Origin of the sequence: Nocardioides sp. T2.26MG-1, from assembly GCF_950101795.1 — a bacterium.
GTDB lineage: Bacteria > Actinomycetota > Actinomycetes > Propionibacteriales > Nocardioidaceae > Nocardioides.
On record NZ_CATNLZ010000001.1, the window covers coordinates 303,940 to 330,312 of the forward strand.

General features: G+C 71.4%; 25 protein-coding genes. 6 read left to right on the top strand and 19 right to left on the bottom strand.

Annotated elements, in window-relative coordinates; genetic code table 11:
• Positions 1–24: 24 nt before the first annotated feature.
• The 16 genes from QQZ14_RS01465 to QQZ14_RS01540 form a co-directional block, all read right to left on the bottom strand.
• Positions 25–1,029 carry a polyprenyl synthetase family protein gene (locus QQZ14_RS01465; protein ID WP_284532382.1) on the bottom strand — a complete coding sequence of 335 codons (1,005 nt, stop codon included), beginning with the start codon at positions 1,027–1,029 and terminating at the stop codon, positions 25–27.
• Complete coding sequence (nuoN, locus tag QQZ14_RS01470) at positions 1,026–2,627, bottom strand: NADH-quinone oxidoreductase subunit NuoN (RefSeq protein WP_284532383.1); 1,602 nt, start codon at positions 2,625–2,627, stop codon at positions 1,026–1,028. The genes QQZ14_RS01465 and nuoN overlap by 4 nt, the downstream gene beginning before the upstream one ends.
• Positions 2,627–4,156 (bottom strand): NADH-quinone oxidoreductase subunit M, encoded by a 1,530-nt coding sequence (locus QQZ14_RS01475; protein WP_284532384.1) that lies wholly within the window; start codon positions 4,154–4,156, stop codon positions 2,627–2,629. Before QQZ14_RS01475 ends, nuoN begins: the two co-directional genes overlap by 1 nt.
• On the bottom strand, positions 4,153–6,081 hold the full coding sequence (gene nuoL, locus QQZ14_RS01480) for an NADH-quinone oxidoreductase subunit L (RefSeq protein ID WP_284532385.1): 1,929 nt from the start codon (positions 6,079–6,081) through the stop codon (positions 4,153–4,155). Before nuoL ends, QQZ14_RS01475 begins: the two co-directional genes overlap by 4 nt.
• A 13-nt stretch (positions 6,082–6,094) precedes the next feature.
• Complete coding sequence (gene nuoK / locus QQZ14_RS01485; RefSeq protein ID WP_284532386.1) at positions 6,095–6,394, bottom strand: NADH-quinone oxidoreductase subunit NuoK; 300 nt, start codon at positions 6,392–6,394, stop codon at positions 6,095–6,097.
• Between the two features lie 70 nt (positions 6,395–6,464).
• On the bottom strand, positions 6,465–7,295 hold the full coding sequence (locus QQZ14_RS01490) for an NADH-quinone oxidoreductase subunit J (RefSeq protein WP_284532388.1): 831 nt from the start codon (positions 7,293–7,295) through the stop codon (positions 6,465–6,467).
• A complete protein-coding gene (gene nuoI / locus QQZ14_RS01495; protein WP_284532389.1) occupies positions 7,292–7,906 on the bottom strand; it encodes an NADH-quinone oxidoreductase subunit NuoI in 615 nt (204 codons plus the stop codon). Before nuoI ends, QQZ14_RS01490 begins: the two co-directional genes overlap by 4 nt.
• Positions 7,906–9,267 carry an NADH-quinone oxidoreductase subunit NuoH gene (gene nuoH, locus QQZ14_RS01500; protein WP_284532390.1) on the bottom strand — a complete coding sequence of 454 codons (1,362 nt, stop codon included), beginning with the start codon at positions 9,265–9,267 and terminating at the stop codon, positions 7,906–7,908. The genes nuoI and nuoH overlap by 1 nt, the downstream gene beginning before the upstream one ends.
• The gene (locus tag QQZ14_RS01505) at positions 9,264–11,675 is read right to left on the bottom strand and encodes an NADH-quinone oxidoreductase subunit G (RefSeq protein WP_284532391.1); all 2,412 of its coding nucleotides are present in this window, start codon (positions 11,673–11,675) and stop codon (positions 9,264–9,266) included. Before QQZ14_RS01505 ends, nuoH begins: the two co-directional genes overlap by 4 nt.
• A gap of 67 nt (positions 11,676–11,742) precedes the next feature.
• Positions 11,743–13,053 carry an NADH-quinone oxidoreductase subunit NuoF gene (gene nuoF, locus QQZ14_RS01510; protein WP_284532392.1) on the bottom strand — a complete coding sequence of 437 codons (1,311 nt, stop codon included), beginning with the start codon at positions 13,051–13,053 and terminating at the stop codon, positions 11,743–11,745.
• Positions 13,050–13,811: an NADH-quinone oxidoreductase subunit NuoE gene (gene nuoE / locus QQZ14_RS01515; RefSeq protein WP_284532393.1), complete on the bottom strand. Its 762-nt coding sequence runs from the start codon at positions 13,809–13,811 to the stop codon at positions 13,050–13,052. Before nuoE ends, nuoF begins: the two co-directional genes overlap by 4 nt.
• Positions 13,808–15,148 carry an NADH-quinone oxidoreductase subunit D gene (locus QQZ14_RS01520; protein ID WP_284532394.1) on the bottom strand — a complete coding sequence of 447 codons (1,341 nt, stop codon included), beginning with the start codon at positions 15,146–15,148 and terminating at the stop codon, positions 13,808–13,810. The genes nuoE and QQZ14_RS01520 overlap by 4 nt, the downstream gene beginning before the upstream one ends.
• Positions 15,148–15,900, bottom strand: a complete 753-nt coding sequence (locus tag QQZ14_RS01525; protein WP_284532395.1) for an NADH-quinone oxidoreductase subunit C — start codon at positions 15,898–15,900, stop codon at positions 15,148–15,150. Before QQZ14_RS01525 ends, QQZ14_RS01520 begins: the two co-directional genes overlap by 1 nt.
• Positions 15,897–16,451 carry a NuoB/complex I 20 kDa subunit family protein gene (locus QQZ14_RS01530; RefSeq protein ID WP_284532396.1) on the bottom strand — a complete coding sequence of 185 codons (555 nt, stop codon included), beginning with the start codon at positions 16,449–16,451 and terminating at the stop codon, positions 15,897–15,899. Before QQZ14_RS01530 ends, QQZ14_RS01525 begins: the two co-directional genes overlap by 4 nt.
• A 135-nt stretch (positions 16,452–16,586) precedes the next feature.
• Positions 16,587–16,946 carry an NADH-quinone oxidoreductase subunit A gene (locus tag QQZ14_RS01535; protein ID WP_284532397.1) on the bottom strand — a complete coding sequence of 120 codons (360 nt, stop codon included), beginning with the start codon at positions 16,944–16,946 and terminating at the stop codon, positions 16,587–16,589.
• A 286-nt stretch (positions 16,947–17,232) separates the two neighbouring features.
• Positions 17,233–17,922, bottom strand: coding sequence for a demethylmenaquinone methyltransferase (locus QQZ14_RS01540; RefSeq protein WP_284532398.1), 690 nt, complete (start codon positions 17,920–17,922; stop codon positions 17,233–17,235).
• Between the two features lie 168 nt (positions 17,923–18,090).
• Between QQZ14_RS01540 and QQZ14_RS01545 the strand changes: the two genes are divergently transcribed.
• Complete coding sequence (locus tag QQZ14_RS01545; RefSeq protein ID WP_284532399.1) at positions 18,091–19,023, top strand: L,D-transpeptidase family protein; 933 nt, start codon at positions 18,091–18,093, stop codon at positions 19,021–19,023.
• A 31-nt stretch (positions 19,024–19,054) separates the two neighbouring features.
• Here the strand turns inward: QQZ14_RS01545 and QQZ14_RS01550 are convergent, their stop codons facing one another.
• Positions 19,055–19,681: a hypothetical protein gene (locus QQZ14_RS01550; protein WP_284532400.1), complete on the bottom strand. Its 627-nt coding sequence runs from the start codon at positions 19,679–19,681 to the stop codon at positions 19,055–19,057.
• A gap of 64 nt (positions 19,682–19,745) precedes the next feature.
• Between QQZ14_RS01550 and QQZ14_RS01555 the strand changes: the two genes are divergently transcribed.
• Positions 19,746–21,035 carry an isochorismate synthase gene (locus QQZ14_RS01555; RefSeq protein ID WP_284532401.1) on the top strand — a complete coding sequence of 430 codons (1,290 nt, stop codon included), beginning with the start codon at positions 19,746–19,748 and terminating at the stop codon, positions 21,033–21,035.
• 131 nt (positions 21,036–21,166) lie between these two features.
• Here the strand turns inward: QQZ14_RS01555 and QQZ14_RS01560 are convergent, their stop codons facing one another.
• Entirely contained in the window at positions 21,167–21,802 is a 636-nt protein-coding gene (locus QQZ14_RS01560; protein ID WP_284532402.1) for an MBL fold metallo-hydrolase, read from the bottom strand.
• Between the two features lie 35 nt (positions 21,803–21,837).
• Here QQZ14_RS01560 and QQZ14_RS01565 point away from each other — a divergent pair, with 35 nt between their 5' ends.
• The 4 genes from QQZ14_RS01565 to QQZ14_RS01580 are packed head-to-tail and all read left to right on the top strand — an operon-like array spanning position 21,838 to position 24,465.
• On the top strand, positions 21,838–22,446 hold the full coding sequence (locus QQZ14_RS01565) for a LysE family transporter (RefSeq protein ID WP_284532403.1): 609 nt from the start codon (positions 21,838–21,840) through the stop codon (positions 22,444–22,446).
• The gene (locus QQZ14_RS01570; protein ID WP_284532404.1) at positions 22,443–22,967 is read left to right on the top strand and encodes a GNAT family N-acetyltransferase; all 525 of its coding nucleotides are present in this window, start codon (positions 22,443–22,445) and stop codon (positions 22,965–22,967) included. The genes QQZ14_RS01565 and QQZ14_RS01570 overlap by 4 nt, the downstream gene beginning before the upstream one ends.
• The gene (locus tag QQZ14_RS01575; protein ID WP_284532405.1) at positions 22,964–23,551 is read left to right on the top strand and encodes a TetR/AcrR family transcriptional regulator; all 588 of its coding nucleotides are present in this window, start codon (positions 22,964–22,966) and stop codon (positions 23,549–23,551) included. The genes QQZ14_RS01570 and QQZ14_RS01575 overlap by 4 nt, the downstream gene beginning before the upstream one ends.
• A 23-nt stretch (positions 23,552–23,574) precedes the next feature.
• The gene (locus QQZ14_RS01580) at positions 23,575–24,465 is read left to right on the top strand and encodes an alpha/beta fold hydrolase (RefSeq protein ID WP_284532406.1); all 891 of its coding nucleotides are present in this window, start codon (positions 23,575–23,577) and stop codon (positions 24,463–24,465) included.
• A 30-nt stretch (positions 24,466–24,495) separates the two neighbouring features.
• On the opposite strand, the gene QQZ14_RS01585 is transcribed toward QQZ14_RS01580, so the two are convergent.
• Positions 24,496–26,361 carry a cation:proton antiporter domain-containing protein gene (locus tag QQZ14_RS01585; RefSeq protein ID WP_284532407.1) on the bottom strand — a complete coding sequence of 622 codons (1,866 nt, stop codon included), beginning with the start codon at positions 26,359–26,361 and terminating at the stop codon, positions 24,496–24,498.
• Between the last annotated feature and the right edge of the window lie 12 nt (positions 26,362–26,373).

Here is a 26,373-nt window from a genome sequence, read left to right on the forward strand (position 1 = left end):
GACCGGCGGGTCGAGACCCAGTAGCTAAGAGGATCGAACAGCCACCAGGTCGGCGAACGCCTCGAGAGCGTCGCGGACCGGCCCGGGAGGTACGACGGCCAGGTGGGCCTTGGCCTCGTGCGCCCGGGCGACCACGTAGTCGCGGGCCTCGCCCAGGGCGGGGTGTGCGCGCAGCAGCCGGAGCGCCTCCGCGTGCCGGTCGTCGTCGGTCAGGTCGCCGGCGAGCAGCTCGTGCAGGCGCGCGTCGGAGGCGTCGCCGGATGCGAGCGCCATCAGCACCGGTAGCGTGGGCACGCCCTCGCGCAGGTCGGTGCCGGGGATCTTGCCGGACTCGCCCGAGTCGGACGCGATGTCGAGGATGTCGTCGGATAGCTGGAACGCCGAGCCGACGATCTCGCCGTACGCCGTGAGCGCCTCCTCGACCTCGGCCGGGGCACCTCCGAAGCGCGCGCCGTAGCGCGCGGAGGTCGCGATCAGCGAGCCGGTCTTGCCGGCGACCACGTCGAGGTAGTGGGCCAGCGGGTCCTCGCCCGGGCCCGGCTGCACGGTCTCGAGGATCTGTCCCTCGACCAGCCGGGTGAAGGTCTGCGCCTGGATCCGCACGGCGTCGGGGCCGAGGTCGGCGGTCAGCTCGGAGGACTTCGAGAACAGGAAGTCGCCGGTGAGGATCGCGACGTGGTTGTCCCAGCGGGCGTTCGCGGAGACCGCGCCGCGGCGCAGCTCGGCCTCGTCCATGACGTCGTCGTGGTAGAGCGAGGCCAGGTGGGTCAGCTCCACGACGCAGGCCGCGGTGATGACCTCGTCGGACTCGGGACGGTCACCCGTCTCGGCGGCCAACAGCACCAGCAGCGGCCGGAACCGCTTGCCGCCCGCGGACATCAGGTGGCTGGCGGTCTCGCTGACGAAGCCGGCCCTGCTGACCACGTGGCCGGCCAGGGCGACCTCGACCGCGGCCATGCGGTCGCGGAGCCGGGAGGCGAGGGCCTCGTCGGTGACGGGGAGCGCCAGGCCGGAGGGAGCGGGGGTCACCTGACGAATTGTCCCGCATTGGCCGCGAGATCGAGCACCGGCCCGGGTACGACGCCCAGCACGAGCGTCGCGGCCACGCCGACGAGGATCGTCGCCGAGGTCAGCACCGACGGCTTCGTGACGCTGGCGACCTCCCCCGGAGCGGTCACGTCGTCGTCATCGAAGAACATCAGCAGGATCACGCGGACGTAGAAGAACACGGCGATGATGCTGCAGAGGACCGCCGCGATCACCACCGGCCAGGCCCCCGCGGCCAGCGCGACCGTGAAGACCGCCCACTTGCCCACGAACCCGGCGGTCAGCGGGATGCCGGCCATCGAGAGCAGGAAGAAGGCGAACAGGCCCGCGACCAGCGGGGACCGTCGTCCCAGTCCTCGCCAGCTCCGGAACTGGGTGGCCTCGCCACCGGCGTCGCGCACCAGCGTGACGATCGCGAACGCGCCGATGATCGAGAAGCCGTACGTCGTCAGGTAGAACAGCACCGCCTGCAGCGAGGTGACCTCGCCGTCGGCGAGCTCGGACGCCGCCTGGACCCCGAGGACGCCGGTGAGCAGGAAGCCGGTGTGCGCCACCGAGGAGTAGGCGAGCATCCGCTTCATGTCGGTCTGCACGATCGCGAGGACCGCGCCGACGAGCATGGTGAGGATCGCGATGATCCAGAGCATCGGCTGCCAGGTCCATCGGTCCGAGCCGAAGGCCACGTAGAAGATGCGCAGCATCGCGCCGAACGCCGCGATCTTGGTGCCGGCCGCCATGAACGCGGTGACCGGGGTCGGAGCGCCCTGGTAGACGTCGGGCGTCCAGGAGTGGAACGGCGCGGCGCCGACCTTGAACAGCAGCCCGACGGAGATCATGCCGATGCCCATGAGCAGCAGGGTCTGGTTGCCGATGTCGTTGCGGACCGCCTCGTTGATCTCGGCGAAGCCCATCGCGCCGGAGAAGCCGTAGACGAGCGCGACGCCGTAGAGGAAGAACGCCGAGGAGAACGCGCCGAGGAGGAAGTACTTCAGCGCCGCCTCCTGGCTCAGCAGCCGGCGGCGACGCGCGAGCCCGCAGAGCAGGTAGAGCGGCAGCGACAGCACCTCGAGCGCGACGAACAGCGTCAGGAGGTCGTTGGCGGCCGAGAACAGCATCATGCCGCCCAGCGCGAACATCATCAGCGGGTAGACCTCGGTGTGCTCGAGGCCCCGGGTCGACGCCTGACGCTCGGCCTCGGTGCCCGGGAGCGCGGCGGCCTGGCCGGCGAACGCCGAGACGCCGCCCTCGAGCCGGCGCTCCGCGAACAGCAGCGCACCGCCGAGGGCGAAGACGAGCAGGATCCCCCAGAAGAACAACGCGGGGCCGTCGACCGCGATCGTGCCCTCGGCGTCGATGGCGCCGCGGGCGACGCCGTCTCCCAGCACGTCGAGGTCACGCGCGACGATCACGGTGCCGGCCAGGGCGACCAGGATGCCGGCGACCGCGAGCGCGGTCTGGATGATGAAGCGCAGGGCCCGCGGCACGAACGCCTCGACGACGACGCCGGCGCAGGCCACGCCGAAGACCACGAGGAGCGGCCACAGGTCGGCGTACTCGATCGTGGGCTTGGTGAAGTCCATCAGTGAGCACCTTCCTCGGCGTGGTCGGCGACCGTCGGAGCCTCGTCGGACACACCGACGTGCTGCAGCAGGGAGTCGACCGTGGGGTTGCTGACGTCGAGCAGCGGCGTCGGGTAGAAGCCGAACAGCACCAGCGCGAGCATCAGGGGGACGACCGCGACCAGCTCACGCCGGTTCAGGTCGACCAGGGCCTCGTCGCCGGGCGCCGAGGGGCCGGTCATCGTGCGCTGGTAGAGCCAGAGCACGTAGACCGCGGCGAGCACGATGCCCGTCACTGCGATGGCACCCACCCACCAGTGGTAGTCGAACGCCGAGATCAGCACCAGGATCTCCGAGACGAACTGGCTCAGGCCCGGCAGGCCGAGCGTGGCCAGTCCGGCCACCAGGAACAGCCCGGCGAGCACCGGGGCCTTGGCCTCGACGCCGGTGATCTGGCTGATCAGCGAGGTGCCCTTGCGCTTGATCAGGTACCCGGCGATGAGGAACAGGGCGGCGGTGCCGACCCCGTGGTTGACCATGTAGAGGATCGAGCCCGACCCGCCCTGGCTGCTGAAGGCGAAGATGCCCAGGGTGATGAACCCGAAGTGGCTCAGCGAGGTGAGACCGATCAGCCGCAGGATGTCGTCCTGGCCGATCGCGACCAGCGCGCCGTACACGATGGAGACGAGCGCGATCGCGACGACGACCGGGGTGGCCCACTGCGAGGCCTCCGGGAACAGACCGAGGCAGAACCGGAGCATCCCGAACGTGCCGATCTTGTCGAGGATGCAGACCAGCAGCACGCTCGTGCCCGGCGTGGCCTTCTCGGTGGTGTCGGCCAGCCAGGTGTGCAGCGGGAACAGCGGCGCCTTGATCGCGAACGCGATCATGAAGCCGACGAACAGCCACCGCTCGGTGTTGGTGCCGATGTCGAGCTTCGCGAGGTCGCCGAGGAGGTACGACGGGGTCCCGGCGTCGGCCGAGACGACGTAGAGCCCGATCACGGCGGCGAGCAGGATCAGCCCGCCACCGAGCTGGTACATGAGGAACTTCAGCGCGGCGGAGCCGCGACCCGCGCGGCCGAAGCGGCCGATGAGGAAGTACGCCGGGATCAGCGTGGCCTCGAACACGACGTAGAACAGGAACACGTCGGTCGCGGCGAACACCACCAGCGCGAACGACTCGAGCGCGAGCGCCCAGGCGAAGAACGCGGCCGGGGACCGGTCGTCGGCCTCGTGCCAGGACGCGACCAGCACGATCGGCACGAGCGCGGCGGTCATCAAGATGAGCAGCAGCCCGAGCCCGTCGACGCCGAGCGCGTAGTGGACGCCGAACGCCTCGATCCAGGTGTGCGTCTCGGTGAGCTGCATCCCGTCGCCGGTGTCGTACTGGGCGGCGATCGCGATGCCGACGGCGAGCGTCAGCAGCGAGAAGACCAGACCCACCTGCTTGGGCAGGGCCGAGCCCGGGGCCTTGGGCACGAACGCCGTGACCAGGGCGCCGACCAGTGGCACCGCCCAGAGGAGGGTCAGCCAGGGGAGGTCGCTCATGCGAGATTCACCGCCAGGAGTGCGAGGACGACGAGGAGCGCGCCGCCGAGGAGGGAGAGGGCGTAGGTGCGGACGAAGCCGTTCTGCGCGCGGCGGGCGAGCCCACCGAGCGCACCGACTCCGGTCGCGCCTCCGGTCAGGGTGCCGTCGACACCACGCTTGTCGAGCACCAGGAGGCCACCGACCAGGTGCCGGGTCGGGGTCACCACGAGACCGTCGTTGATCTGGTTGCCGTAGAGCTCGGCGCGGGCGGCCCGGGTCGCGAACGACACGTCCTGGGGCGCGGTGCGCGGGACGGCTTGCCTGCCGAAGAGCATCCAGGCGAGCGCGACGCCGGCGGCGACCACGAGGACGGCGATCGTGGTGACTGCGAGGGCGGGCAGCGGCGGGTCGTCGTGCGCCTCGCTGCCGACCACCGGTGCCAGGAAGTCCTGGATCCAGTCGCCGGCGAGCATGATGCCGCCGAGCACGGACAGCGCCGCGAGCGCGACCAGCGGTCCGGTCATCACCGACGGCGACTCGTGCGGGTGCACGTCCTTCTCCCAGCGCTTCTCGCCGAAGAAGGTCATCAGCATCATCCGGGTCATGTAGAAGCCGGTCACGCCCGCGCCGAGCAGCGCACAGATGCCGACCAGCCAGCTGTCGGCCAGCGCGGTCTCGATGATCTTGTCCTTAGACCAGAAGCCCGAGAAGCCCGGGAACCCGATGATCGCGAGGTAGCCCATCGCGAACGTCAGGAACGTCACCGGCATCATCTTGCGCAGCGCGCCGTAGTGGCGCATGTCGACGTCGTCGTCCATGCCGTGCATGACCGAGCCGGCGCCGAGGAACATGTTCGCCTTGAAGAAGCCGTGCGTCATCAGGTGGAAGATCGCGAACGCGTAGCCGGCCGCACCGAGCCCGGCCCCGAGCATCATGTAGCCGATCTGGCTCATCGTGGAGCCGGCCAGGCCCTTCTTGATGTCGTCCTTCGCGCAACCGATCGCGGCACCCCAGAAGATCGAGATCAGTGCGACGACCACGACCGCGGTCTGCGCGTGGGGCGCGAGCTCGAAGATGAAGTTGGAGCGGACGATCAGGTAGACGCCCGCGGTCACCATGGTCGCGGCGTGGATGAGCGCCGACACCGGGGTCGGGCCCTCCATCGCGTCCAGCAGCCAGGCCTGCAGGGGGAACTGGGCGGACTTCGCGCAGGCGCCGAGCAGGAGCAGCAGTCCGAGGATCGTGAGCTGGGTGTCGGAGGCGTCGCCGGCCTTCTCGCTGATCACGGTGAAGCTCGTGGACCCGAAGGTCACGAAGAGCATCATGATCGCGGTCGACATGCCCATGTCGCCGACGCGGTTGATCACGAATGCCTTCTTCGCGGCGGCCGCGGCCGAGGGCTTGTGCTGCCAGAAGCCGATGAGCAGGTACGACGCCAGGCCGACGCCCTCCCAGCCGAGGAACAGCCCGAGGTAGTTCTCGGCCAGCACCAGCGTGAGCATCGCGGCCACGAACAGGTTGAGGTAGCCGAAGAACCGGCGGCGCCGGGGGTCGTGAGCCATGTAGCCGATCGAGTAGACGTGGATCAGCGACCCGACGCCCGTGATCAGCAGCAGGAACAGCGCCGACAGCGGGTCGTAGAGCAGGTCCGCGCCGACGTCGAGGCCGCCGACCTGGATCCAGGTGTAGAGATGCTGGCTGACCTGCCGGTCGGCCTCGTCACGCCCGACCAGGTCCAGGAACAGGGCCAGCGAGAGCCCGAAGGACCCGATCGGCAGCAGCGTGCCGAGCAGGTGGCCCCACTTGTCGGTGAACCTCCCGCCCACCAGCAGGATCGCGGCGCCGGCGAGCGGCAGCGCGATGATCAGCCACAGCAGCGAGTAGATCCCGTCCGCGCTCGTCGGGTCGACGACCGGGATGGCTCCCTCGTTGAATGCGTACATAGACCCAGTCACCTCAGTACTTCAGCAGGCTGGCGTCGTCGACCGAGGCCGAGCGACGGGTCCGGAAGATGGTCATGATGATCGCCAGGCCGACGACCACCTCGGCGGCCGCGACGACCATCACGAAGAACGCGGCGATCTGGCCGTCGAGGTTGCCGTGCTGGCGGGCGAAGGCGACCAGGGCGAGGTTCGATGCGTTGAGCATCAGCTCGACGCACATGAACACCACGATCGCGTTGCGTCGGGTCAGCACGCCGACGCACCCGATCGTGAACAGGATCCCCGAGAGGACCACGTAGGCGGTCACGTTCACTTGGGGCCCCCGACGAAGGGCGATCGGAGGGAGCGGAGCGACCGGAGTGAGCCGTTCGGTGGGGTGTAGTTCACTTGGGGTCCTCCTCACCGGTGGCGGGGGCCACCTCGGTGGTGGTGGCCGGCGCGACGGCGTCGCGCCCGGCGTGCGGTGCGCCACCGATCTGGCCCTGGATCGGCTCGATGTCCTCGGCGCGGGCGGGCGCGGAGCGCACGGTGCCGCGAGCGGCGAGCACCCGGGAGACCGAGGACTCGGCCGCGGTCCCGTCCGGCAGCAGCGCCGGGGTGTCGACGGCGTTGTGCCGCGCGTAGACGCCCGGTGGCGGCAGCGGCCCGAGGTGGGTGCCGTGCTCGGCGTAGTCCTTCATCCGCTGGGCGGTGAGCGTGGCCTGCGTCGACCTCGGGGTGAGGCGCTCGCGGTGGGCGAGCACCATCGCACCGACGGCGGCCGTGATCAGCAGCGCGCTGGTGGTCTCGAAGGCGAACACGTAGCGGGAGAACAGGATGTTCGCGAGCGCCTCGATGTTGCCGCCCTTGTTGGCGCCGTCGAGGCCCACGGCCGTGCCGAGCGAGATCTGGCTGAGACCGAGCACCATCACCAGGCCGAGCGCCAGGCCCGCGACCACCGCGAGCACGCGCTGCCCGCGGATCGTCTCCACGACCGAGTCGGAGGCGTCGACGCCGACGAGCATGACGACGAACAAGAACAGCATCAGGATCGCGCCGGTGTAGACGATGATCTGCACGGCGAACAGGAACGGCGCCTCGAGGGCGGCGTAGAGCACCGCGAGCGACATCATCACGATCGCCAGGAGCATGGCGGCGTGGACGGCCTTGCGGACGAACAGGATGCCGAGGGCTGCGATCACCATGACCGGGGCCAGGATCCAGAACGCGATCATGCTCCCGCCTCCGTGCTGCTCTGGGTGGAGCCCGAGGTGCCGGCCGGTGTGCTGGACGGCGCCGGCGCCGCGAACTCGCCGCGGTAGTAGGCGCCCTCATCCGATCCCAGGCGCATCGGGTGCGGCGGCTGCTCCATGCCGGGCAGCAGCGGGGCCAGCAGGTCGGACTTCTCGTAGATCAGGTCGGCGCGGTTGTCGTCGGCCAGCTCGTACTCGTTGGTCATCGTCAGCGCGCGCGTCGGGCAGGCCTCGATGCACAGGCCGCACAGGATGCAGCGCAGGTAGTTGATCTGGTAGACGCGGCCGTAGCGCTCACCGGGACTGAAGCGGCCCTCGCCGTCGGGGTCGTCGCTGTTGGACGCACCCTCGACGTAGATCGCGTCGGCCGGGCAGGCCCACGCGCACAGCTCGCAGCCGACGCACTTCTCGAGACCGTCGGGCCAGCGGTTGAGCTGGTGACGACCGTGGAAGCGCGGCGCGGTCGGGACCTTCTCGAAGGGGTACTGCTCGGTGACGACCTTCTTGAACATCGTCCGGAACGTCACCCCGAACCCCGCGATGGGGTCCCAGAACTGCTCTCGCATGCTCTTGGACTCGGATGGGCCGGCCATCAGATCTCCTCCCCCGCGCCGCTGGTGGCAGCGCTGGGCTGTGACGTGGACGCTGAAGGTGACGCCGACGCGGTGACGGGTGAGCGACGGTCGAACGTCAGGGGCTGGGCCGCGCCGCGGACCGGGCCGCCGGTCGGCATCGGCGGCACCGGGTAGCCGCCCGCCGGAGCGGCCACCGGGGCCGGAGTCTCCTCCTCCTCGGTCCCGCCGACGAAGAACAGGACCAGGAAGAGAGCGGCGAGGACGCCGATGCCGATCAGGAGGTACTGCCGGTCGATGCCGCCGTCGAGCGAGATCGCGCGGATCGTGGCGACCGCGACGATCCACACCAGGGAGATGGGGATCAACCGCTTCCAGCCGAATGCCATGAACTGGTCGTAGCGCAGGCGGGGCAGGGTGCCGCGCAGCCAGATGAAGATGAAGACGAAGAACAGGACCTTGCCGAGGAACCACAGCACCGGCCAGTAGCCCTCGTTGGCGCCGGCCCACGCGTGGTCGAGCCAGAACGGCGCGTGCCAACCACCGAGGAAGAGCGTGGTGGCAACCGCGGAGACCGTGGCCATGTTGATGTACTCGGCGAGGAAGAACAGGGCGAACGTCATCGAGGAGTACTCGGTGTGGAAGCCGCCGACCAGCTCGCCCTCGGCCTCGGGAAGGTCGAACGGCGCGCGGTTGGTCTCACCGACCATCGAGATCATGTAGATCACGAACGACGGCATCAGGACCAGGCCGAACCACAGGTTGTCCTGGGCAGCCACGATCTCCGAGGTCGACATCGAGCCGGCGTACAGGAACACCGCGACCAGCGCGAGGCCCATCGCGACCTCGTAGGAGATCATCTGGGCGCTTGAGCGGAGACCGCCGAGCAGGGAGTACGTCGAGCCGCTCGACCAACCGCCGAGCACGATGCCGTAGATGCCGATCGAGGCGATCGCCATGATGAACAGCACCGCGACCGGCATGTCCGTGAGCTGCAGCGGGGTGCGGGTGTCGGTGAACGGGATCTTGACCTCGGGCCCGAAGGGGATCACCGAGAACGTCACGAACGACGGGATCACCGCGATCACCGGCGCCACCAGGTAGACGACCTTGTCGGCCGCCTTGGGGATGATGCCCTCCTTGAAGATCAGCTTGAGGGCATCGGCCAGCGACTGGAGCAGGCCGAAGGGGCCGTTGACGTTGGGGCCGGGGCGGTGCTGCATGCGTCCGACCACCCGGCGCTCGAACCAGATGTTGAACAGCGTCAGCAGCAGGAGGAGCACCAGGATCGTCACGGCCTTGAGCCCGATCACCCACCAGGCGTCGTGGCCGAACATCGAGAGGTCGTCGGCCTCCATCGGGAGGACGGTCAAGGGGTTCACGAGTCAGATCCCTTCGCGACGGTCACACGGCTGCCGGGTGAGGCCAGGTCGGCCAGCACGCCGTTGCCGAAGGAGTTGGCCGGCACCCAGACCACGCCGTCGTCGAGGTCGGCCGGCTCGGCCGGCAGCGTCACCGAGCCGCGGTCGCCGGTCAGCGTGACGGTCGGGCCCACGGCGTCGTACGTCGCTCGGCTCAGCCGCGCGACGGGCGCTCGGCCGGTGGCGCGGTAGGCCTTGTCGCCGTCCTGCATCGAGCCGTTGTCGACCAGCAGCTTCCAGGTCGCCAGCGCGAGCCCCTCGGTCGAGCCGGCAGCCGGGGCAGCGACCGCGTCGAGCGCGGCGCGCTCGCCGTCCCAGGGCCCCATCTCCTCCATCTGGGAGCGGGCCTCCTCGACGGTGCGGAACCCGAGCGGGCTGCCCATCTCCTCGGCGATCCCGGAGAGGATCCGCAGGTCGGGCAGCGAGGTCGGCTTGGCGAACACCGCCGGGAACGGCCGCGGGCGACCCTCCCAGGTGACGAACGTGCCGGCCTTGTCGGAGGCCGGCGCCACCGGGAACACGACGTCCGCGAGCCGGGTCACCTCGGTCTCGCGCAGCTCGAGTGCGACCACGAACGATGCGGCCTCGAGGGCGGCGCGGGTCGCGGCCGGGTCGGCCGTGTCGTCGGGGTCGACGCCGCCGACGACCAGGCCGCCGAGCTCACCGGAGCGCAGCGCGGCGACGATCGCGTCGGCGTCGCGGCCGGGTGCCTCGGGCAGCCCCTCGACGCCCCAGGTGGCAGCGGCGTCGACGCGGGCGGCCGGGTCGGCGACCGGGCGGCCACCGGGCAGCAGGTTGGGCAGGCAGCCGGTCTCGACCGCGCCCCGGTCGCCGGCTCGGCGCGGCACCCAGGCGAGCCGGGCGCCGGTGCGGGCGGCGAGGGCGGCCGCGGCGCTCAGGGCGCCCGGCGACGTGGCGAGGCGCTCGCCGACCAGGATCACCGCGGTGGCATCGATCTCGACGGTTCCTGAGGAGGCGAGGGACGAGCCGTCTCGAAGGGCGGCGTGCGAGGTCAGGCCCTCGAGGGCCGCGGCCTCGGCGCCGGGGGCGGTGCGCACCAGCTGGCCGCTCATCTTGGTGAGCCCGCGCGAGGCGTACGGCGCGATCGAGACGACCCGCGTGCCCTTCGTGGACGCCTTGCGCAGGCGCAGGAAGATCATGCCGGCCTCGTCCTCGGGCTCGAGGCCCGCGAGCACCACGGTCTTGGCGGCCTCGAGGTCGGCGTACGTCACGGTGCTGCGGAGCACGACCTCGGAGGCGAGGAACGACGTCTCCTCCGCGGAGAGCGGACGGGACCGGAAGTCGACGTCGTTGGTGCCGAGCGCGACCCGGGCGAACTTGCTGTAGGCGAACGCGTCCTCGGCCGTCACCCGGCCGCCGGTGAGCACCGCGCTGCTGCCTGCGGCGCGCAGGCCGCGGGCCGCGACCGCGAAGGCCTCGGTCCACGAGGCGGGGCGGAGCGAGCCGTCCTCATCGCGGACCTGGGGGTAGGTCAGCCGGTCCGGCTCGGTGGCGTAGTGGAACCCGAAGCGGTCCTTGTCGGTGATCCACTCCTCGTTGACCTCGGGGTCGTTGCCGGCGAGGCGGCGCATGACCTTGCCGCGCCTGTGGTCGACGCGGATCGCCGAGCCGCACGCATCGTGCTCGGCCACGCTCGGCGTCGACACGAGGTCGAAGGGGCGCGAGCGGAACCGGTAGTCGGCGCTGGTGAGCGCGCCGACCGGGCAGATCTGGATGGTGTTGCCCGAGAAGTACGACTCGAAGGGCTCGCGCTCGTAGATGCCGACCTGCTGGAGGGCGCCGCGCTCGATCAGCGCGATGAACGGGTCGCCGGCGATCTGCTCGGAGAAGCGGGTGCACCGCGCGCAGAGGATGCACCGCTCGCGGTCGAGCAGCACCTGCGCCGAGATGTTGATCGGCTTGGGGTAGGTGCGCTTGTAGCCGGTGAACCGCGACTCGCCGCGGCCGTTGGACATCGCCTGGTTCTGCAGGGGGCACTCGCCGCCCTTGTCGCACACCGGGCAGTCCAGCGGGTGGTTGATCAGCAGGAACTCCATGATCCCCTGCTGGGCCTTGTCCGCGACCGGGCTGGTGGCCTGGGTGTTGACGACCATGCCCTCGGCGACCGGCAGCGTGCAGGAGGCCTGGGGCTTGGGGAAGCCGCGGCCGTTGCCGGCGTCGGGGATGTCGACCAGGCATTGGCGGCAGGCGCCGACCGGGGCGAGCAGCGGGTGGTCGCAGAAGCGCGGGATCTGGACCCCGACCTGCTCGGCGGCCCGGATCACCAGCATCCCCTTGGGGACGCTGGTCTGGATGCCGTCGATGGTGACGGTGACCAGGTCGTCGGTCTTCTCGGGTGTGGTGCTCATGCGGGGTCCTCGCGAAGTTGTTCGATGGAGGAGCGGAGCGGGGGAATCGAAGAACTTCGTGGGGTGTTCATGCTGTGGCTCCGGCAGGTGCGAAGACGGTGGCCGCCGCCGGGTCGAACGGACAGCCGCCATGGGTGAGGTGGGCGACGTACTCGTCGCGGAAGAACTGGATCGAGCTCGCGACCGGGCTGACGGCGCCGTCGGCCAGGGCGCAGAACGACCGGCCGAGGATGTTGTCGCACTGGTCGAGAAGCAGGTCGAGGTCGGCCTCGGTGCCCTGGCCCTTCTCGAGCGCGGCGAGCACCTGGACCAGCCACCACGTGCCCTCGCGGCACGGCGTGCACTTGCCGCAGGACTCGTGCTTGTAGAACTCCGTCCACCGCAGCGTCGCCCGCACCACGCACGTGGTGTCGTCGAAGATCTGCAGCGCGCGGGTGCCGAGCATGGAGCCGGCCGCGCCGACGCCCTCGAAGTCGAGGGGTACGTCGAGGTGCTCGGCGGTCAGCAGCGGCGTGCTGGAACCGCCGGGGGTCCAGAACTTCAGCTCGTGGCCCTCGCGGATGCCGCCCGCAAGGTCGATGAGCGTGCGCAGCGTGATGCCGAGGGGGGCTTCGTACTGGCCGGGCCGCTTGACGTGCCCGGAGAGCGAGAAGATGCCGACGCCCTTGGACTTCTCGGTGCCCATGGAGGCGAACCAGGAGTGCCCGTTGGCGATGATGCTCGGCACGGACGCGATCGACTCGACGTTGTTGATGACCGTCGGGCTGGCGTAGAGGCCGGCGACCGCGGGGAACGGCGGGCGCAGCCGCGGCTGGCCGCGACGGCCCTCGAGGCCCTCGAGCAGCGCGGTCTCCTCGCCGCAGATGTAGGCGCCGGCACCGGCGTGCACCACGATGTCGAGGTCGTAGCCGGAGCCGTGGATGTTCGTGCCGAGGTGGCCGGCAAGGTAGGCCTCCTGGACCGCGCGCTGCACGCGCCGGATCACGTGGAGGACCTCACCGCGGATGTAGATGAACGCCTTGGTCGCGCGGATGGCGTAGGAGCTGATGATCACGCCCTCGACGAGGGTGTGCGGGCTGGCCATCATCAGCGGGATGTCCTTGCAGGTGCCCGGCTCGGACTCGTCCGCGTTGACCACGAGGTACTTCGGCTTGGGGTTGTCCTGCGGGATGAAGCCCCACTTCATGCCCGTCGGGAAGCCCGCACCGCCACGGCCGCGAAGGCCGGACTCCTTGACCGCGTCGATGATCGCGTCGGGCGCCATGCCGAACGCCTTGTCGAGGGCGGCGTAGCCGCCGCGGGACTCGTAGGAGGCCAGCGTCCAGCTGCGCTCGGCGTCCCAGTTGTCGGTGAGGACGGGCGTCAGTACGTCGGTCACTTGTCGCTCCCGGTTCCGTCGTCCACTTGCTTGGTCTCGCTCTCCGCGCGCGAGGTGTCCGCCTGCTCGACGGCCTCCTCCTTGGTGTCCGCCGTGCGGCCACTGCCACCCGACTGCTCCGACGCGGGCGCCGTCCAGCCGCGTTCGCGGGCGATGCCGAGGCCGACGAGCGACGCCGGGCCGGCGCTCGGGCCCTCGTCGGCGAGGTCGTCGGGGAAGCCGGCCAGCACCCGCTCGGCCTCGCGCCAGGTCACGACCCGCGGGCCGCGCGTGGAGCGGACCTCCTTGCCGGTGCGGAGGTCGTCGATGATCTGCATGGCGGTCTCAGGGGTCATGTTGTCCATGAACTCCCAGTTGACCATCATCACCGGCGCGTAGTCGCAGGCCGCGTTGCACTCGACGTGCTCGAGGGTGATCTTGCCGTCCTCGGTGGTCTCGTCGTTGCCGACGCCGAGGTGGTCCTTGAGCCGCTCGAAGATCGCGTCGCCGCCCATGACCGCGCACAGCGTGTTGGTGCAGACGCCGACGTGGTAGTCGCCGACCGGGCGGCGCTTGTACATCGTGTAGAACGTCGCGACCCCGCTGACCTCGGCCGCGGTGATGCCGAGCAGCTCGGCGCAGGCCTCGATGCCCTCGGGCGTGATCCGGCCCTCGACCGACTGCACGAGGTGGAGCATCGGCAGCAGCCCGCTGCGCGGCTCCGGGTAGCGCGCGGCGATCTCCTGGAGCTCGCCGTACGTCTCGGTGGACAGCGTCATCTGTCGACGCCTCCCATCACAGGGTCGATGGACGCGATCGCGACGATGACGTCGGCGACCATGCCGCCCTCCGCCATCACGCTGGTCGCCTGCAGGTTGGTGAACGACGGGTCGCGGAAGTGCGCCCGGAACGGGCGGGTGCCGCCGTCGGACACCACGTGCGCGCCGAGCTCGCCACGCGGGGACTCCACCGGCACGTAGGCCTGGCCGGCCGGGACCCGGAAGCCCTCCGTCACCAGCTTGAAGTGGTGGATCAGCGCCTCCATCGACTCGCCCATGATGTGGCGGATGTGGTCGAGGCTGTTGCCCATGCCGTCGCTGCCGATCGCGAGCTGGCTGGGCCAGCCGATCTTCTTGTCGTCGATCATCACCGGTGCGCCGTCGAGGTCGGCCAGCCGGTCGGCCGCCTGCTCGATGATGCGCAGCGACTCCCACATCTCGTTGAGGCGGACCCGGAACCTGCCGTAGGAGTCGGAGGTGTCCCAGGTCTGGACGTCGAAGTCGTAGGTCTCGTATCCGCAGTACGGCTGGGTCTTGCGCAGGTCCCACGGGTAGCCGGTGCTGCGCAGCACCGGGCCGGTGATGCCGAGCGCCAGGCAGCCCTCGAGGTCGAGGTGGCCGATGCCCTCCAGGCGGCCCTTGAAGATCGGGTTGGCGTTGCAGAACGCGGCGTACTCCGGCAGCCGCTTCTTCATCAGGGCCACGAAGCCGCGGATCTCGTCCAGGGCGCCCGGGGGCAGGTCCTGGGCGACGCCGCCGGGCCGGAAGAACGCGTGGTTCATCCGCAGGCCGGTGATCAGCTCGAACAGGTCCAGGCAGAGCTCGCGCTCGCGGAACCCGATCGTCATCACGGTCAGGGCGCCGAGCTCCATGCCGCCGGTCGCGATGGCCACCAGGTGGGAGGAGATCCGGTTGATCTCCATGAGCAGGACCCGCATCACCGAGGCCTTCTCGGGGATGCGGTCCTCGATGTCGAGGAGCCGCTCGACGCCGAGCACGTACGTCGCCTCGTTGAAGAAGGGGCTGAGGTAGTCCATCCGGGTGCAGAACGTGACGCCCTGCGTCCAGGTGCGGTACTCCATGTTCTTCTCGATGCCGGTGTGCAGGTAGCCGATGCCCGCGCGGGCCTCGGTGACCGTCTCGCCGTCGAGCTCGAGGATCAGCCGCAGCACGCCGTGGGTCGAGGGGTGCTGGGGGCCCATGTTGACGACGATGCGCTCCTGGCCCTCCTCCTCGGCGAGGCCGTCGGCGATCTGGTCCCAGTCCTGCCCGGTGACCGTGAAGACCCGGCCCTCGCTGGTGTCGCTGGAGCCGGAGTAGAGGTCCTGATCAGTCATCAGTTGTAGCTCCTGCGCTGGTCGGGCGGCGGGATGGTGCCGCCCTTGTACTCCACGGGGATGCCGCCCAACGGGTAGTCCTTGCGCTGGGGGTGGCCCGGCCAGTCGTCGGGCATCAGGATGCGGGTGAGGGCCGGGTGGCCGTCGAAGACGATGCCGAACATGTCGAACGTCTCCCGCTCGTGCCAGTCGGCCGTGGGGTAGACCGCGACGACCGACGGGACGTGCGGGTCGCCGTCGGGGGCGGTGACCTCGAGCCGGATCCGGCGGTTGTGGGTCATCGAGAGCAGGTGGTAGACCGCGTGCAGCTCGCGCCCGGCGTCGTCGGGGTAGTTGACGCCGCTGACGCCCACGAGCAGCTCGAAGCGCAGCCGCTCGTCGTCACGCAGCACCTGCGCCACGGGGAGCAGGTCCTCGCGGCGCAGGTGGAAGGTGATCTCACCGCGGTGGATCACCACCCGCGGGGCCGCGATCTCGAGTCCGGCGTCGCGGGTCGCCGCCGCCAACCCGTCCGCGACCTCGTCGAACCAACCGCCGTAGGGGCGCTGTGCGTCGCCGGGGAGCACGATGGCCTGCTGGAGGCCGCCGTACCCGCTGGTGTCGCCGGTGCCGCGCACGCCGAACATGCCGTGCCGCTCACCGACCTGGTGCACCTCGCCCGCCGGGGCGGGGACGTTCTCGGGCGACTGCTCGGTCGCCGGCTGCTCGGGGCCCTTCGGCTCCGGCTTGACGTCGCTGGAGTCCTCGCTCACCGCAGCTGGCCCTTCATCTCGGAGGTCGGGAGCGCCCGCAGCGCCGCGGTCTCGAGCTCCTCGATCTCGGCGACGCGGTGGGCACCGAGCTTGGTGTGCTGGACCTTGTCGTGGAGCTTGAGGATCGCGTCGATGAGCATCTGCGGCCGCGGCGGACAGCCGGGGAGGTACATGTCGACGGGGACGATGTGGTCGACGCCCTGCACGATCGCGTAGTTGTTGAACATTCCGCCGCTGCTGGCGCACACACCCATGGCGAGCACCCACTTGGGCTCGGGCATCTGGTCGTAGATCTGGCGGACCACGGGGGCCATCTTCTGGCTCACCCGGCCGGCGACGATCATCACGTCGGCCTGGCGCGGGCTGGCGCGGAAGACCTCCATGCCGAAGCGGCCGAGGTCGTGCTTGGGGCCACCGCTGGTCATCATCTCGATCGCGCAGCAGGCGAGGCCGAACGAGGCCGGCCAGAACGACGCCTTGCGCATGTAGCCGGCGAGGCCCTCGACGGTCGAGAGCAGCACTCCCGCCGGGAGCTTTTCTTCAATTCCCATGGACAACTCCTCCAGCTGAGGGTCGTGAGGTTCGTGCCATGCCAAGGCGGACGAGGGAAGGCGGCCTGGGTGCGGAGCGGCGCTGCGCGGCCACCGACCTCGGCAGGAGCAGGCAGGGTGCGGACATCGCGAGCCTCAGTCCCAGTCCAGGCCGCCGCGGCGCCAAACGTAGGCGTAGGCGACGAAGACGGTGGCGATGAACAGGACCATCTCGACCAGCCCGAAGAACTTCAGCTCGTCGAACTGCACGGCCCACGGGTAAAGGAAGACGATCTCGATGTCGAACACGATGAAGAGCATCGCGGTGATGTAGTACTTCACCGGGAACCGCCCGCCGCCCACCGGCTGCGGCGTCGGCTCGATGCCGCACTCGTAGGAGTCGAGCTTGACCCGGTTGTACCGGGACGGACCGACCACGAACGCCATCGCCGCCCCGCCGAGCCCGAAGAGCGTCGCGAGGACGACCAGGACGACCACAGGCGTGTAGAGATCCATGCCGCGCCTTTCTAGAGCTGTGCCGCTGCGCCGGTTCGGCCCTCATCGGCGGGCCGGTTTGTGACTTTGTGAATGCGATCACGAGGAGGCGCGCCACACAGTTAACCATCCCGTTCGACGGACCGCACGCGAGGGTCGGCAAAGCAGGAGGCGGTCTCCGATATGGCCGCTGACCTGGTCATTTTGCCAACGCGCACGTGCGCTAATTGCCTCGACAATGGCCGAAAATGCTACCCGCCGGTACCCCTCGGCGGCACCCACCGAGGGGCTCGGCCAGGACCGGCGACTACCGGGTCGCGCGGTGCAGGGCGACGATCCCGCCGGACAGGTTGCGCCACTGCGGAGCCCGCCAGCCGGCGTCGCCGATCATCGCCGCGAGGCCCTCCTGGTCGGGCCAGGCCCGGATCGACTCGGCGAGGTAGACGTAGGCGTCCGGCGCCGAGGAGACGGCCCGCGCGATCGGTGGCAGCGCCCGCATCAGATACTCGAGGTAGACGGTGCGGAACGGCCCGAACGTCGGGTGGCTGAACTCGCACACGACGAGCCGCCCGCCCGGCCGGGTGACCCGCCGCAGCTCGCGCAGCCCCGCGACGGGGTCGACGATGTTGCGCAGCCCGAATGAGATCGTGGCGGCGTCGAACGTGCCGTCGGCGAACGGCAGCCTGGTCCCGTCCCCGGCCGTGAACGGCAGGTGCGGCAGCGCCTGCTTGCCGACGCGGAGCATGCCGAGGGAGAAGTCGCAGGGGACCACGGTCGCGCCGCGGTCGGCGAACGGCTGGCTCGACGTACCGGTCCCGGCCGCGAGGTCGAGGACCCGCTCCCCGGGCTGTGGGTCGACCGCCGCGATGACCTCCTTGCGCCACCGCCGGTCCTGGCCGAGCGACAGGACGTCGTTGGTGACGTCGTAGCGCCGGGCGACCGCGTCGAACATGCGGCGGACGTCTGACGGCTGCTTGTCTAGCTCTGCGCGGACCACGCGCAGAGACTACGGCCCCCGCGGCGACGCCCGCCCGGCGCCCGGCCGGCCGCGCCGCGGGTCACAGGTTGGTCACGTCCGCCGGAACTCGCCGTTCGGGTGCAACCGAACGGCCCCGCCGGGAGTCACCCTCATGTCGGACTCGTTCTACTTCCCCAGGAGAGCTCCATGCTTCTCGCGCGTCGTCTGTTCCTCGTGGTCGCGGTCGCGGCACTGCTGTGCGCAGCCGCCTTCGTGGCCGGCTACGCCCTCGACGACCAGCCCTCCGCCCGGCCCTCCGCGTCCGGCACCGGGACGGTGGCCACGACCGACCCGACTCCGACTCCCACGGCGTCCCCGACGGCGACCCCCACGGGGACCCCGACCGCGACCCCGACCACGGACGCCCCGACCCCGACGTCCGCGCCGACGCCGACGCGGACGCCGAAGCCCGAGCCTGAGCCGACCCTCGAGCCCGGCCCGCGCCTGCTCGGCCCCGGCGACCAGGGCGACGAGGTGCGTGACCTCCAGGCACGGCTCAAGCAGATCTACTGGTTCAACGCCGATGTCACCGGCGTCTACGGCGACATCACCACCACGGCGGTCCGCGGGTTCCAGGCCAAGCGCGAGATCCCGGTGACCGGCGAGGTCGACCGGCGCACGCTGGACCGCCTGTACTCGATGACCGCCACCCCGACGGACGCGGAGCTGCACAACCGCGGCACTCTGCCCCACAACGGCCCCGGCGCTCTCGACCCGCGCTGCCGCACCGGACGCGTGCTCTGCATCGACAAGACCAGCTCGACGCTGCGGTGGGTGGTCGACGGCGCCGTGCAGCAGACGCTCGACGTGCGGTTCGGGGCGTCGAGCACCCCGACGCGCGAGGGGCTGTTCCACGTCTACCTCAAGGACGCCGACCACGTGTCCCGCCTCTACGGCAGCTCGATGCCATACTCGATGTTCTTCTCCGGAGGCCAGGCCGTGCACTACTCCTCGGACTTCGCGACGGTCGGGTACGCCGGGGCGTCCCACGGCTGCGTCAACGTCCGCGACTACGACGGGCTGGCCCACCTGTTCGCGCAGGTGCGCGAGGGCGACGCGGTCGTCGTGTACCGGTCCTGAGGCACGGTCCGGGCCCGGCGGGTCAGGCGGGTCAGGCGGCGAGGTCGTCGAGCAGGCCGTCGGCCGTGTCGACCAGGTCCTGCGCGTCCACCTCGGACGCGCCGATCTGGACGGTGAGGCCCTCGCGGGTCACCTGGCACTGGCTGAACACCGGCTCCGCCGGCTCGTCGCCGGTGGAGCCCTGGCCGTAGCTGAGGATGCAGACCCCGTCGCCCACGCCGGTGATCTCGGTCGGGGGCGCGCCGCCGGAGGCCTTGGGGTCGGGCACGCTGTTGGGTGCGAACGCGCCGCCCTCGGCGGCGAAGGCCTGGACGAACACGGCCTTCGTGCCGTCGAGCACGTAGGTGCGCGTGGCCGCGGCGTGGCCGAGCACGTCGGGCAGCACGCGGTTGCCGTAGTCGGTGTTGGACCGCTCCTGCTCGGCGATCGAGTCGGCCTGGTCGGCGTAGTCGCCGTCCGCGAACGAGCCCGGGTCGTCGGCCGCGGCGTACCCGCCCGGCAGGGTGTCCGGCAGCGACAGCTCCGCCGGCTGCTCGTCGCCATCGCCCACGGCCTCGGGCAGGCCGATGGCGAAGGCGGCGACGACGCCGAGGAGGAGGGCGCCGAGCGCGAGGCCCACCCAGGTCGGGGTCCGGTCGGAGGACGTGCGGCTGCTCACGTCCGGCGACGCTACCCGGGCCGTGGGTGCGGGCGGTCGCGGGGTCCGTGAGTACCCTCGCAGGGTGACGAGCAGCCCCACGCCCGGCCCCACGCCCGACCAGGCGTCGCCGGCCCCGGCGGACGCGCTCGTCGTCCGCACCGTCGCCCTCGACCTCGACCGGGCCGCGAGCCTGCTGGCACTGGTGCCCGCCGACCGCCCGGTCACCTGGCTGCGCCGCGGCGACGGCCTCGTGGGCTGGGGCGCGGCGGCCGAGGTCCGCACCCGCGGCGCGACCCGGTTCGCCGATGCCGGGAAGTGGTGGAGCGAGACCATCGCACGCGCCTCCGTCGTGGACGAGGTCGGCGAGCCCGGCACCGGCCTGGTCTCCTTCGGCACGTTCGCCTTCGCCGACGAGCCGGGCGACTCGATCCTGGTCGTCCCCCGGGTGGTCGTGGGCCGGCGCGGTGACGTGGCGTGGCTGACGACCGTCGGCGAGGTCGCCGACCCGGCCCGACTGCTCGTCGCGGCCCCGCCCGCCTCCGCCCCGGAGGAGGTCAGCTTCGCCGACGGCGCCCTGAACGGCGAGCAGTGGATGTCGGTCGTCGCCGACGCCGTCGCCCGGATCAGCGCCGGCGACCTGGAGAAGGTCGTGCTCGCACGCGACCTGGTCGCCACCGCGACCGAGCCGATCGACGTGCGCGCCCCGCTGGGCCGGCTCGCCGAGACCTACCCGATGTGCTGGACGTTCCACGTCGACGGCATGTTCGGCGCCACCCCCGAGATGCTCGTGCGCCGCGAGCGCGGCCTGGTCACCTCCCGGGTGCTGGCCGGCACCATCCGGCGGACCGGCGACGACGACCGCGACCTCGCGCTCGCCGCGACGCTGGCCCGCTCGTCGAAGGACCTCGAGGAGCACGAGTACGCCGTGCGCTCGGTCGCCGACGCCCTCGAGCCGCACTGCTCGTCGATGAACGTCCCCGAGGCGCCGTTCGTGCTGCACCTGCCCAACGTCATGCACCTGGCCACCGACGTCGCGGGTGTCGTCCACGACGCCGCCACGGTCTCCTCGCTCCAGCTCGCGGAGGCGCTGCACCCCTCGGCCGCGGTCGGCGGGACGCCCACGACGGTCGCGACCGCGCTGATCGCCGAGATCGAGGGCATGGACCGCGACCGCTACGCCGGCCCGGTGGGCTGGATGGACTCCTCCGGCGACGGCGAGTGGGGCATCGCGCTGCGCTCGGCCCGCGTCGAGGGCAACACCGTGCGGCTCTTCGCCGGCTGCGGCATCGTCGCCGACTCCGACCCCGAGGCGGAGCTCGCCGAGGCACAGGCCAAGTTCGTCCCAGTCCGGGACGCGCTCACTGCCGACTGAGCCGGGTGATGACTTCCCCGGTTCACCGGGGAAGTCGTGGCTTCCCCGGCCGAAACTTCCCCCGAGAAGCTCCCCGGCGCTTGCCCACGTGACCGCTCCCGGCGGGCGACGGGTCCCGCACCGCTCCGGGGTCAGAGGTCCTCGCCGTCAGCCCGGCGGACGTACTCGAGGCCGTCCTTCGGCAGGAACGCGTTCATGTGCGTGTCGACGATCCCCAGGCCGGCGTCGCTGTAGACCCGGTCGTGGATCGCCAGGTTGCGCGGCGCCTTCACGGCCCGGGCGAACTCGATGGCCTCGGACGCGCGCATCCACGGCGCCGACACCGGCACGAGCAGCACGTCGACGTCCTCGCCGGGCTCGGTGAGCGCGTCGCCGGGGTGGTAGACCTTCTGTCCCCCCAGCGTGAGGACATAGCCGCTGTTGGTGATCCGCGGGTACTCCGGGTGGATCACGGCGTGCAGCTCCCCGACCGCGCGCACGGGCAGGCCCACGTCGAAGCGATCCCCCGGCGCCACGACGGTCAGCCGCTCGGCGACAGCCGGGGCGTCCGCGCGGATCAACGCCGCGACGGCCTCGATGGTGAACACCGGAGCCTCGGTCGCCAGCAGGTGGTCGGGCAGGTAGTGGTCGGGGTGCTCGTGGGTGATCAGCACCGCATCGGCGCCGTCGAGCGCCGCGACGTCCGTGAAGACGCCCGGGTCGAGGACGACCGCCGTACCGTCGTGCTCCACCCGGACGCAGGCGTGTCCGAACTTGGTAATCCGCATGCGCTGCACGGTAGCCCGCTGGGACGATCGGCCGCGTGTTCGAGGTGGTCCTGTCCGGTCTCGTCACCGGCTGGGCGATCGCGATCCCGATCGGCGCGGTCGGGGCGTTCCTCGTCACGCTCTCGGCGCGTACGTCGTTCGCGGTCGGCGCCGCCGGGGCGCTGGGCGTCGCCACCGTCGACGGCGGCTACGCGCTGCTGGCCGTGGTCGCCGGCGCCGCGGTCGCGGACGCGCTCGAGCCCGTGGCCGAGGGACTGCAGGTGGCGTCGGGCCTCGTCCTGCTCGTGATCGCGGTCCTCACCGCGGCGCACGCGGTCGCCAGGACCGGTCGCGTCCGGCAGGCGTCGACGATGCGGCCGGCGGCGGCGTACGCACTGTTCCTCGGCATCACGGCGGTGAACCCGACGACCGTGGTCTACTTCGCGGCCGTGGTGCTCGGCAACCAGCACCTGACGTCGGGAGCCGCCCAGGGTGCGGTGTTCGTGACCGCGGCGTTCGCCGCCAGCGCGTCCTGGCAGCTGGTGCTCGCCGGCGGCGGGGCCGCGCTCGGCCGCATCGCGACCGGGCACCGCGCCCACCTGGTCACCGGCCTGGTCTCGGCCGTGGTCGTCGCCGGCCTCGCCCTCCATACGATGCTCGGGTGACTCCCCTGCTCCGGACGGCGGTGGCCGCCGACGCCGAGGCCGGTGCCGCCATGCACCGGGAGTGCTGGCGCGAGGCCTACGGCCCGTACGCAGACCCCACGCGGCTGGCGGAGCGGCTGGCCGACGTGCGGCGCTGGTCGGACGCGTGGGCACGGCAGCTCGTCGCGGGCCCGCCGCGCGTGCTGGCCGAGGCCGACGGCGAGCTGGTCGGGTTCGCGGTGGCCGGACCGAGCCGCGACGAGGAGCCGGTCACACCGTCGGAGCTGTACGCGATCTACGTGCGCGCGGCGTGGTGGGGCACCGGTCTCGCCCAGCGGCTCTGGGAGTCGGTGCGTCCGGACGAGCCGTGCTCGCTGTGGGTGCTGGAGGCCAACGCCCGGGCGCAGTCGTTCTACGCGCGCCAGGGCTTCGTCGCCGACGGCACCCGCGAGCTCTACACGGACCTGGGCGCCTGGGAGATCCGGATGGTCCGCCGAGAGGGCTTCCCAGAAAAGCACGATCGTTCTATCGTGGTCCCGTGAGCAAGGGCCAGGAGACCAAGACCGCGATCCTCGACGAGGCGCTCGCGGTCGCGTCCCAGGTCGGCTTCACGGGCCTGTCCATCGGCCACCTGGCCGAGCGGACCGGCATGAGCAAGAGCGGGCTGTTCGCCCACTTCCAGTCCAAGGAGCAGCTCCAGCTCCAGACGCTCGACCACGCCAAGCGCCGGTTCATCGACACCACGGTGCGGCCGGCCCTGATCGTCCCGCGCGGCGAGGAGCGGGTCCGCGAGCTCTTCGAGCGCTGGCTCGTCTGGGAGGCCGAGCTGCCGGGCGGCTGCATCTTCGTCACCGGGTCCATCGAGTTCGACGACCAGCCCGGGCCGATGCACGACGCCCTGGTCGCCGACCAGCGGGACTGGCTGGACACGATCGCGACCGTCGTCGAGGCGGCCGTGTCCGAGGGCGACTTCCACGACGGGGTCGACCCGCGCCAGGTCGCCTTCGAGCTCCAGGCCCTCACGCTCGGCTTCCACCACGTCGCCCGCCTGCTCGGCGACGAGCACGCCGTCGACCACGTCCGGGCGGCGTTCGAGGCGATCCTCGAGCGCGCCCGCGCGCACTGACCCCTCCCCCGAAAGGCAGACCCATGGCATCTCTATCCCCTCAGAAAAGCACGATCGTTCGTCTTAAGAATGGCGCCTTTCGCACCGGCTTCCGGCTCGGCGACCTGGTCGCGCCGGGGTTCACCGGACGGCGGGCCTGCGACCTGTGGTTCACGGTGCCGGCCACGATGGCGGCCACCCCGCTGCCGCTCGGGGGCGAGCCCTTCACCGTGACCGCCCAGGGTGCCGCCGTCCGCGGCCACGTGTGGGGCTCGGGGCCCGTGGTCTACCTCGTGCACGGCTGGGGCGGGCGCGGCAGCCAGCTCGCCGGTTTCGTCGAGCCGCTCGTGGCGACCGGGCACCGCGTGGTGCTGTTCGACGGTCCCGCGCACGGCGACTCCGACCCCGGTCCGGCCGGCGCCCGCCGGACCCACGGCGTCGAGCTCGGCAAGGCTCTGGACGCGGTCGCGGCGCGCTTCGGCCCGGCCGAGGCCGTGGTCGCCCATTCGCTGGGCACCATCGCGACCTACCTGGCGCTGCGCTTCGGCTGGCTCGGCACCCGACGCCTGGTCCTGCTCGCGCCGATGGTGGAGGCGGCCAGCCTGTTCGACGGGTTCCAGGCCGCGCTCGGCTTCGGCGATCGCACCCGGCGCGCCTTCGACCGCGCGGTCGACGAGCTCGTCGGGGTGCCGGTGGCGGACTTCGACGCCCGCGTGCAGGCGACGTACGCCGGCCCGCTGCCGACCCTGGTCGTGCACGACGTGGGCGACCGGCAGACGCCGTACGCCGACGCCCGTGGGCTGGCCGAGAGCCTGCCCGACGCCCGGCTCGTGACCACCGAGGGGCTCGGTCACCGCCGCATCCTGCGCGACCCGGACGTGGTCGCGAGGGTCACGGCGTTCATCCGCGGCGAGGACCGCGTCGAGGCGGCCTGAGCTGAGCTTTGACCGTCCGCGCCACGAGGCTCAGGCGGTGAGGTGGTGCACGTAGCACCAGCGCCAGTCCTCGCCGGGCTCGGCGGACTGCATCACTGGGTGCTGCGAGTCGTGGAAGTGGCGGGTGGCGTGCTGGCGCGGCGAGGAGTCGCAGCAGGCGACGTTGCCGCACTCCAGGCAGCGGCGCAGCGCCACCCAGCGCGTGCCCTCGTCGAGGCACGCCTGGCAGGAGGTCGCCGGCTCGGCGTCGACGACCGGGAAGCGGGCGAGGTCGTCACACGTGTCGCCGGTCGTCCACCGCCGGCGCGCGTAGTGCTGGGCCTCGTCGCGGTCCTGCTCGGCCCTGTCGAGCATCGACTCCTCGACGTCGAGCATCGCGAGCACCTCGGCGATCACCTCCGACGCGATCGTCCCCGAGCGGCGGATCTCGAGGATCCGCCGGCGCTCGGCGTCGATCATCGCCATCCGCACCCGGTAGTAGAGCGCGGCCGGCGACTCCTCGTCGGCGGTCGTGCCCAGGCGCTCCCAGGCGGCGAAGTTGCGCTGGTCCAGCCGCTGCCGGATCAGGTCGCAGACGCCCGTCTGGTCGTCGTACTCGATCCGCTCGAGCTCCTCGACCGCGGCCTTCGAAGCCTGCTGGAGCAGGGTCGCCCGGGCCAGGGCGTCGTCCAGCGGGTCGGGGGCGGGGACCCGCAGCCGGCGGGTCATCCACGGCAGGGTGAGCCCCTGGATGAGCAGGGTGCCGGCCACCACCGTGAACGCGATGACGAGCAGCACCTCGCGATGCTCGGTCGTGCCCGGGATGAGGAACGCGGCCGCGAGCGTCACCACGCCGCGCATCCCGGCCCAGCCCAGCAGCAGCGTGAACGACCAGGGCGGCACCTGCCCGGTGACCGGGTCGGCGCGCGGCCGGACCAGCACGTAGCGGGCGACGAAGACCCAGACGACCCGGAGCACGATGACCGCGACGAGGGTGGCCACCGAGACGCTGGCGATGCGCGCCACCGAGAGCGAGCTGTCGCCGAGGTCCTGGAACAGCCACTGGGCCTGCAGGCCGATCAGCGCGAACACGGTGTTCTCGAGGAGGAACGCGATCGTGCGCCAGTTGATCCGCTCCGCGATCCGCGACTGGGCGGTCTGCAGGATCGGCGCCTTGTGCCCGAGCAGCAGGCCCGCGGTCACGACCGCGACCACCCCGGACGCGTGGATCTCCTCGGCGGCCAGGAACGCCGCGAACGGGATCACGAACGACATGCCGACGTCGAGGACGGGGTCGGTGGTGCGCCTGCGAAGCGCCGCGACGATCAGGTAGGCGAGCAGGCCGAGCAGGATCCCGCCCCCGGCCGCGACCACGAAGTCGTAGCCCACGCGCCACATCTCGACGCCCACGCCGGTGGCGGCGAGGGCTGTCTGCAGGGAGACGAGGGCGGTCGCGTCGTTGAAGAGCGACTCGCCCTCGAGGATCGTGACGACTCTCCGCGGGAGGCCGATGTGCCGGCCTATCGAGGTGGCGGCGACGGCGTCCGGCGGCGCGACCACCGCGCCGAGGGCGAACGCAATCGGCCAGGACAGCCCCGGCACCAGCGCGTGGACCAGCCACCCCACCCCGAGCGTCGTGAAGACCACCAGGCCGACCGACAGGAGCAGGATCGCGCGCCGGTTGGCGTTGAAGTCCACCAGCGACGAGGTGATCGCGGTCGAGTAGAGCAGCGGTGGCAGCAGCCCGAACAGCACCACGTCCGGCTCGAGGTGCACCTGCGGCACGAACGGGAGGAACGACGCGGCGACGCCGGCGACCACCAGCAGCAGCGGGGCCGGGATGCCCATCCGGCCGGCGACGACGACGCCGGCGAGCACACCGACGGCCAGGGCGACCAGGAAGAGGGCGATGTCCACGCGGACATTGTC

Bases quoted from the DNA above. Each gene is read 5' to 3' on its own strand.
- QQZ14_RS01535 (WP_284532397.1), bottom strand. From the start codon at position 16,946: ATGGATCTCTACACGCCTGTGGTCGTCCTGGTCGTCCTCGCGACGCTC.
- QQZ14_RS01530 (WP_284532396.1), bottom strand. From the start codon at position 16,451: ATGGGAATTGAAGAAAAGCTCCCGGCGGGAGTGCTGCTCTCGACCGTC.
- QQZ14_RS01475 (WP_284532384.1), bottom strand. From the start codon at position 4,156: ATGAGCGACCTCCCCTGGCTGACCCTCCTCTGGGCGGTGCCACTGGTC.
- QQZ14_RS01545 (WP_284532399.1), top strand. From the start codon at position 18,091: ATGCTTCTCGCGCGTCGTCTGTTCCTCGTGGTCGCGGTCGCGGCACTG.
- QQZ14_RS01505 (WP_284532391.1), bottom strand. From the start codon at position 11,675: ATGAGCACCACACCCGAGAAGACCGACGACCTGGTCACCGTCACCATC.
- nuoE (WP_284532393.1), bottom strand. From the start codon at position 13,811: ATGACGCTGTCCACCGAGACGTACGGCGAGCTCCAGGAGATCGCCGCG.
- QQZ14_RS01520 (WP_284532394.1), bottom strand. From the start codon at position 15,148: ATGACTGATCAGGACCTCTACTCCGGCTCCAGCGACACCAGCGAGGGC.
- QQZ14_RS01560 (WP_284532402.1), bottom strand. From the start codon at position 21,802: ATGCGGATTACCAAGTTCGGACACGCCTGCGTCCGGGTGGAGCACGAC.
- nuoN (WP_284532383.1), bottom strand. From the start codon at position 2,627: ATGGACTTCACCAAGCCCACGATCGAGTACGCCGACCTGTGGCCGCTC.
- nuoL (WP_284532385.1), bottom strand. From the start codon at position 6,081: ATGTACGCATTCAACGAGGGAGCCATCCCGGTCGTCGACCCGACGAGC.
- QQZ14_RS01490 (WP_284532388.1), bottom strand. From the start codon at position 7,295: ATGATCGCGTTCTGGATCCTGGCCCCGGTCATGGTGATCGCAGCCCTC.
- nuoI (WP_284532389.1), bottom strand. From the start codon at position 7,906: ATGGCCGGCCCATCCGAGTCCAAGAGCATGCGAGAGCAGTTCTGGGAC.
- QQZ14_RS01580 (WP_284532406.1), top strand. From the start codon at position 23,575: ATGGCATCTCTATCCCCTCAGAAAAGCACGATCGTTCGTCTTAAGAAT.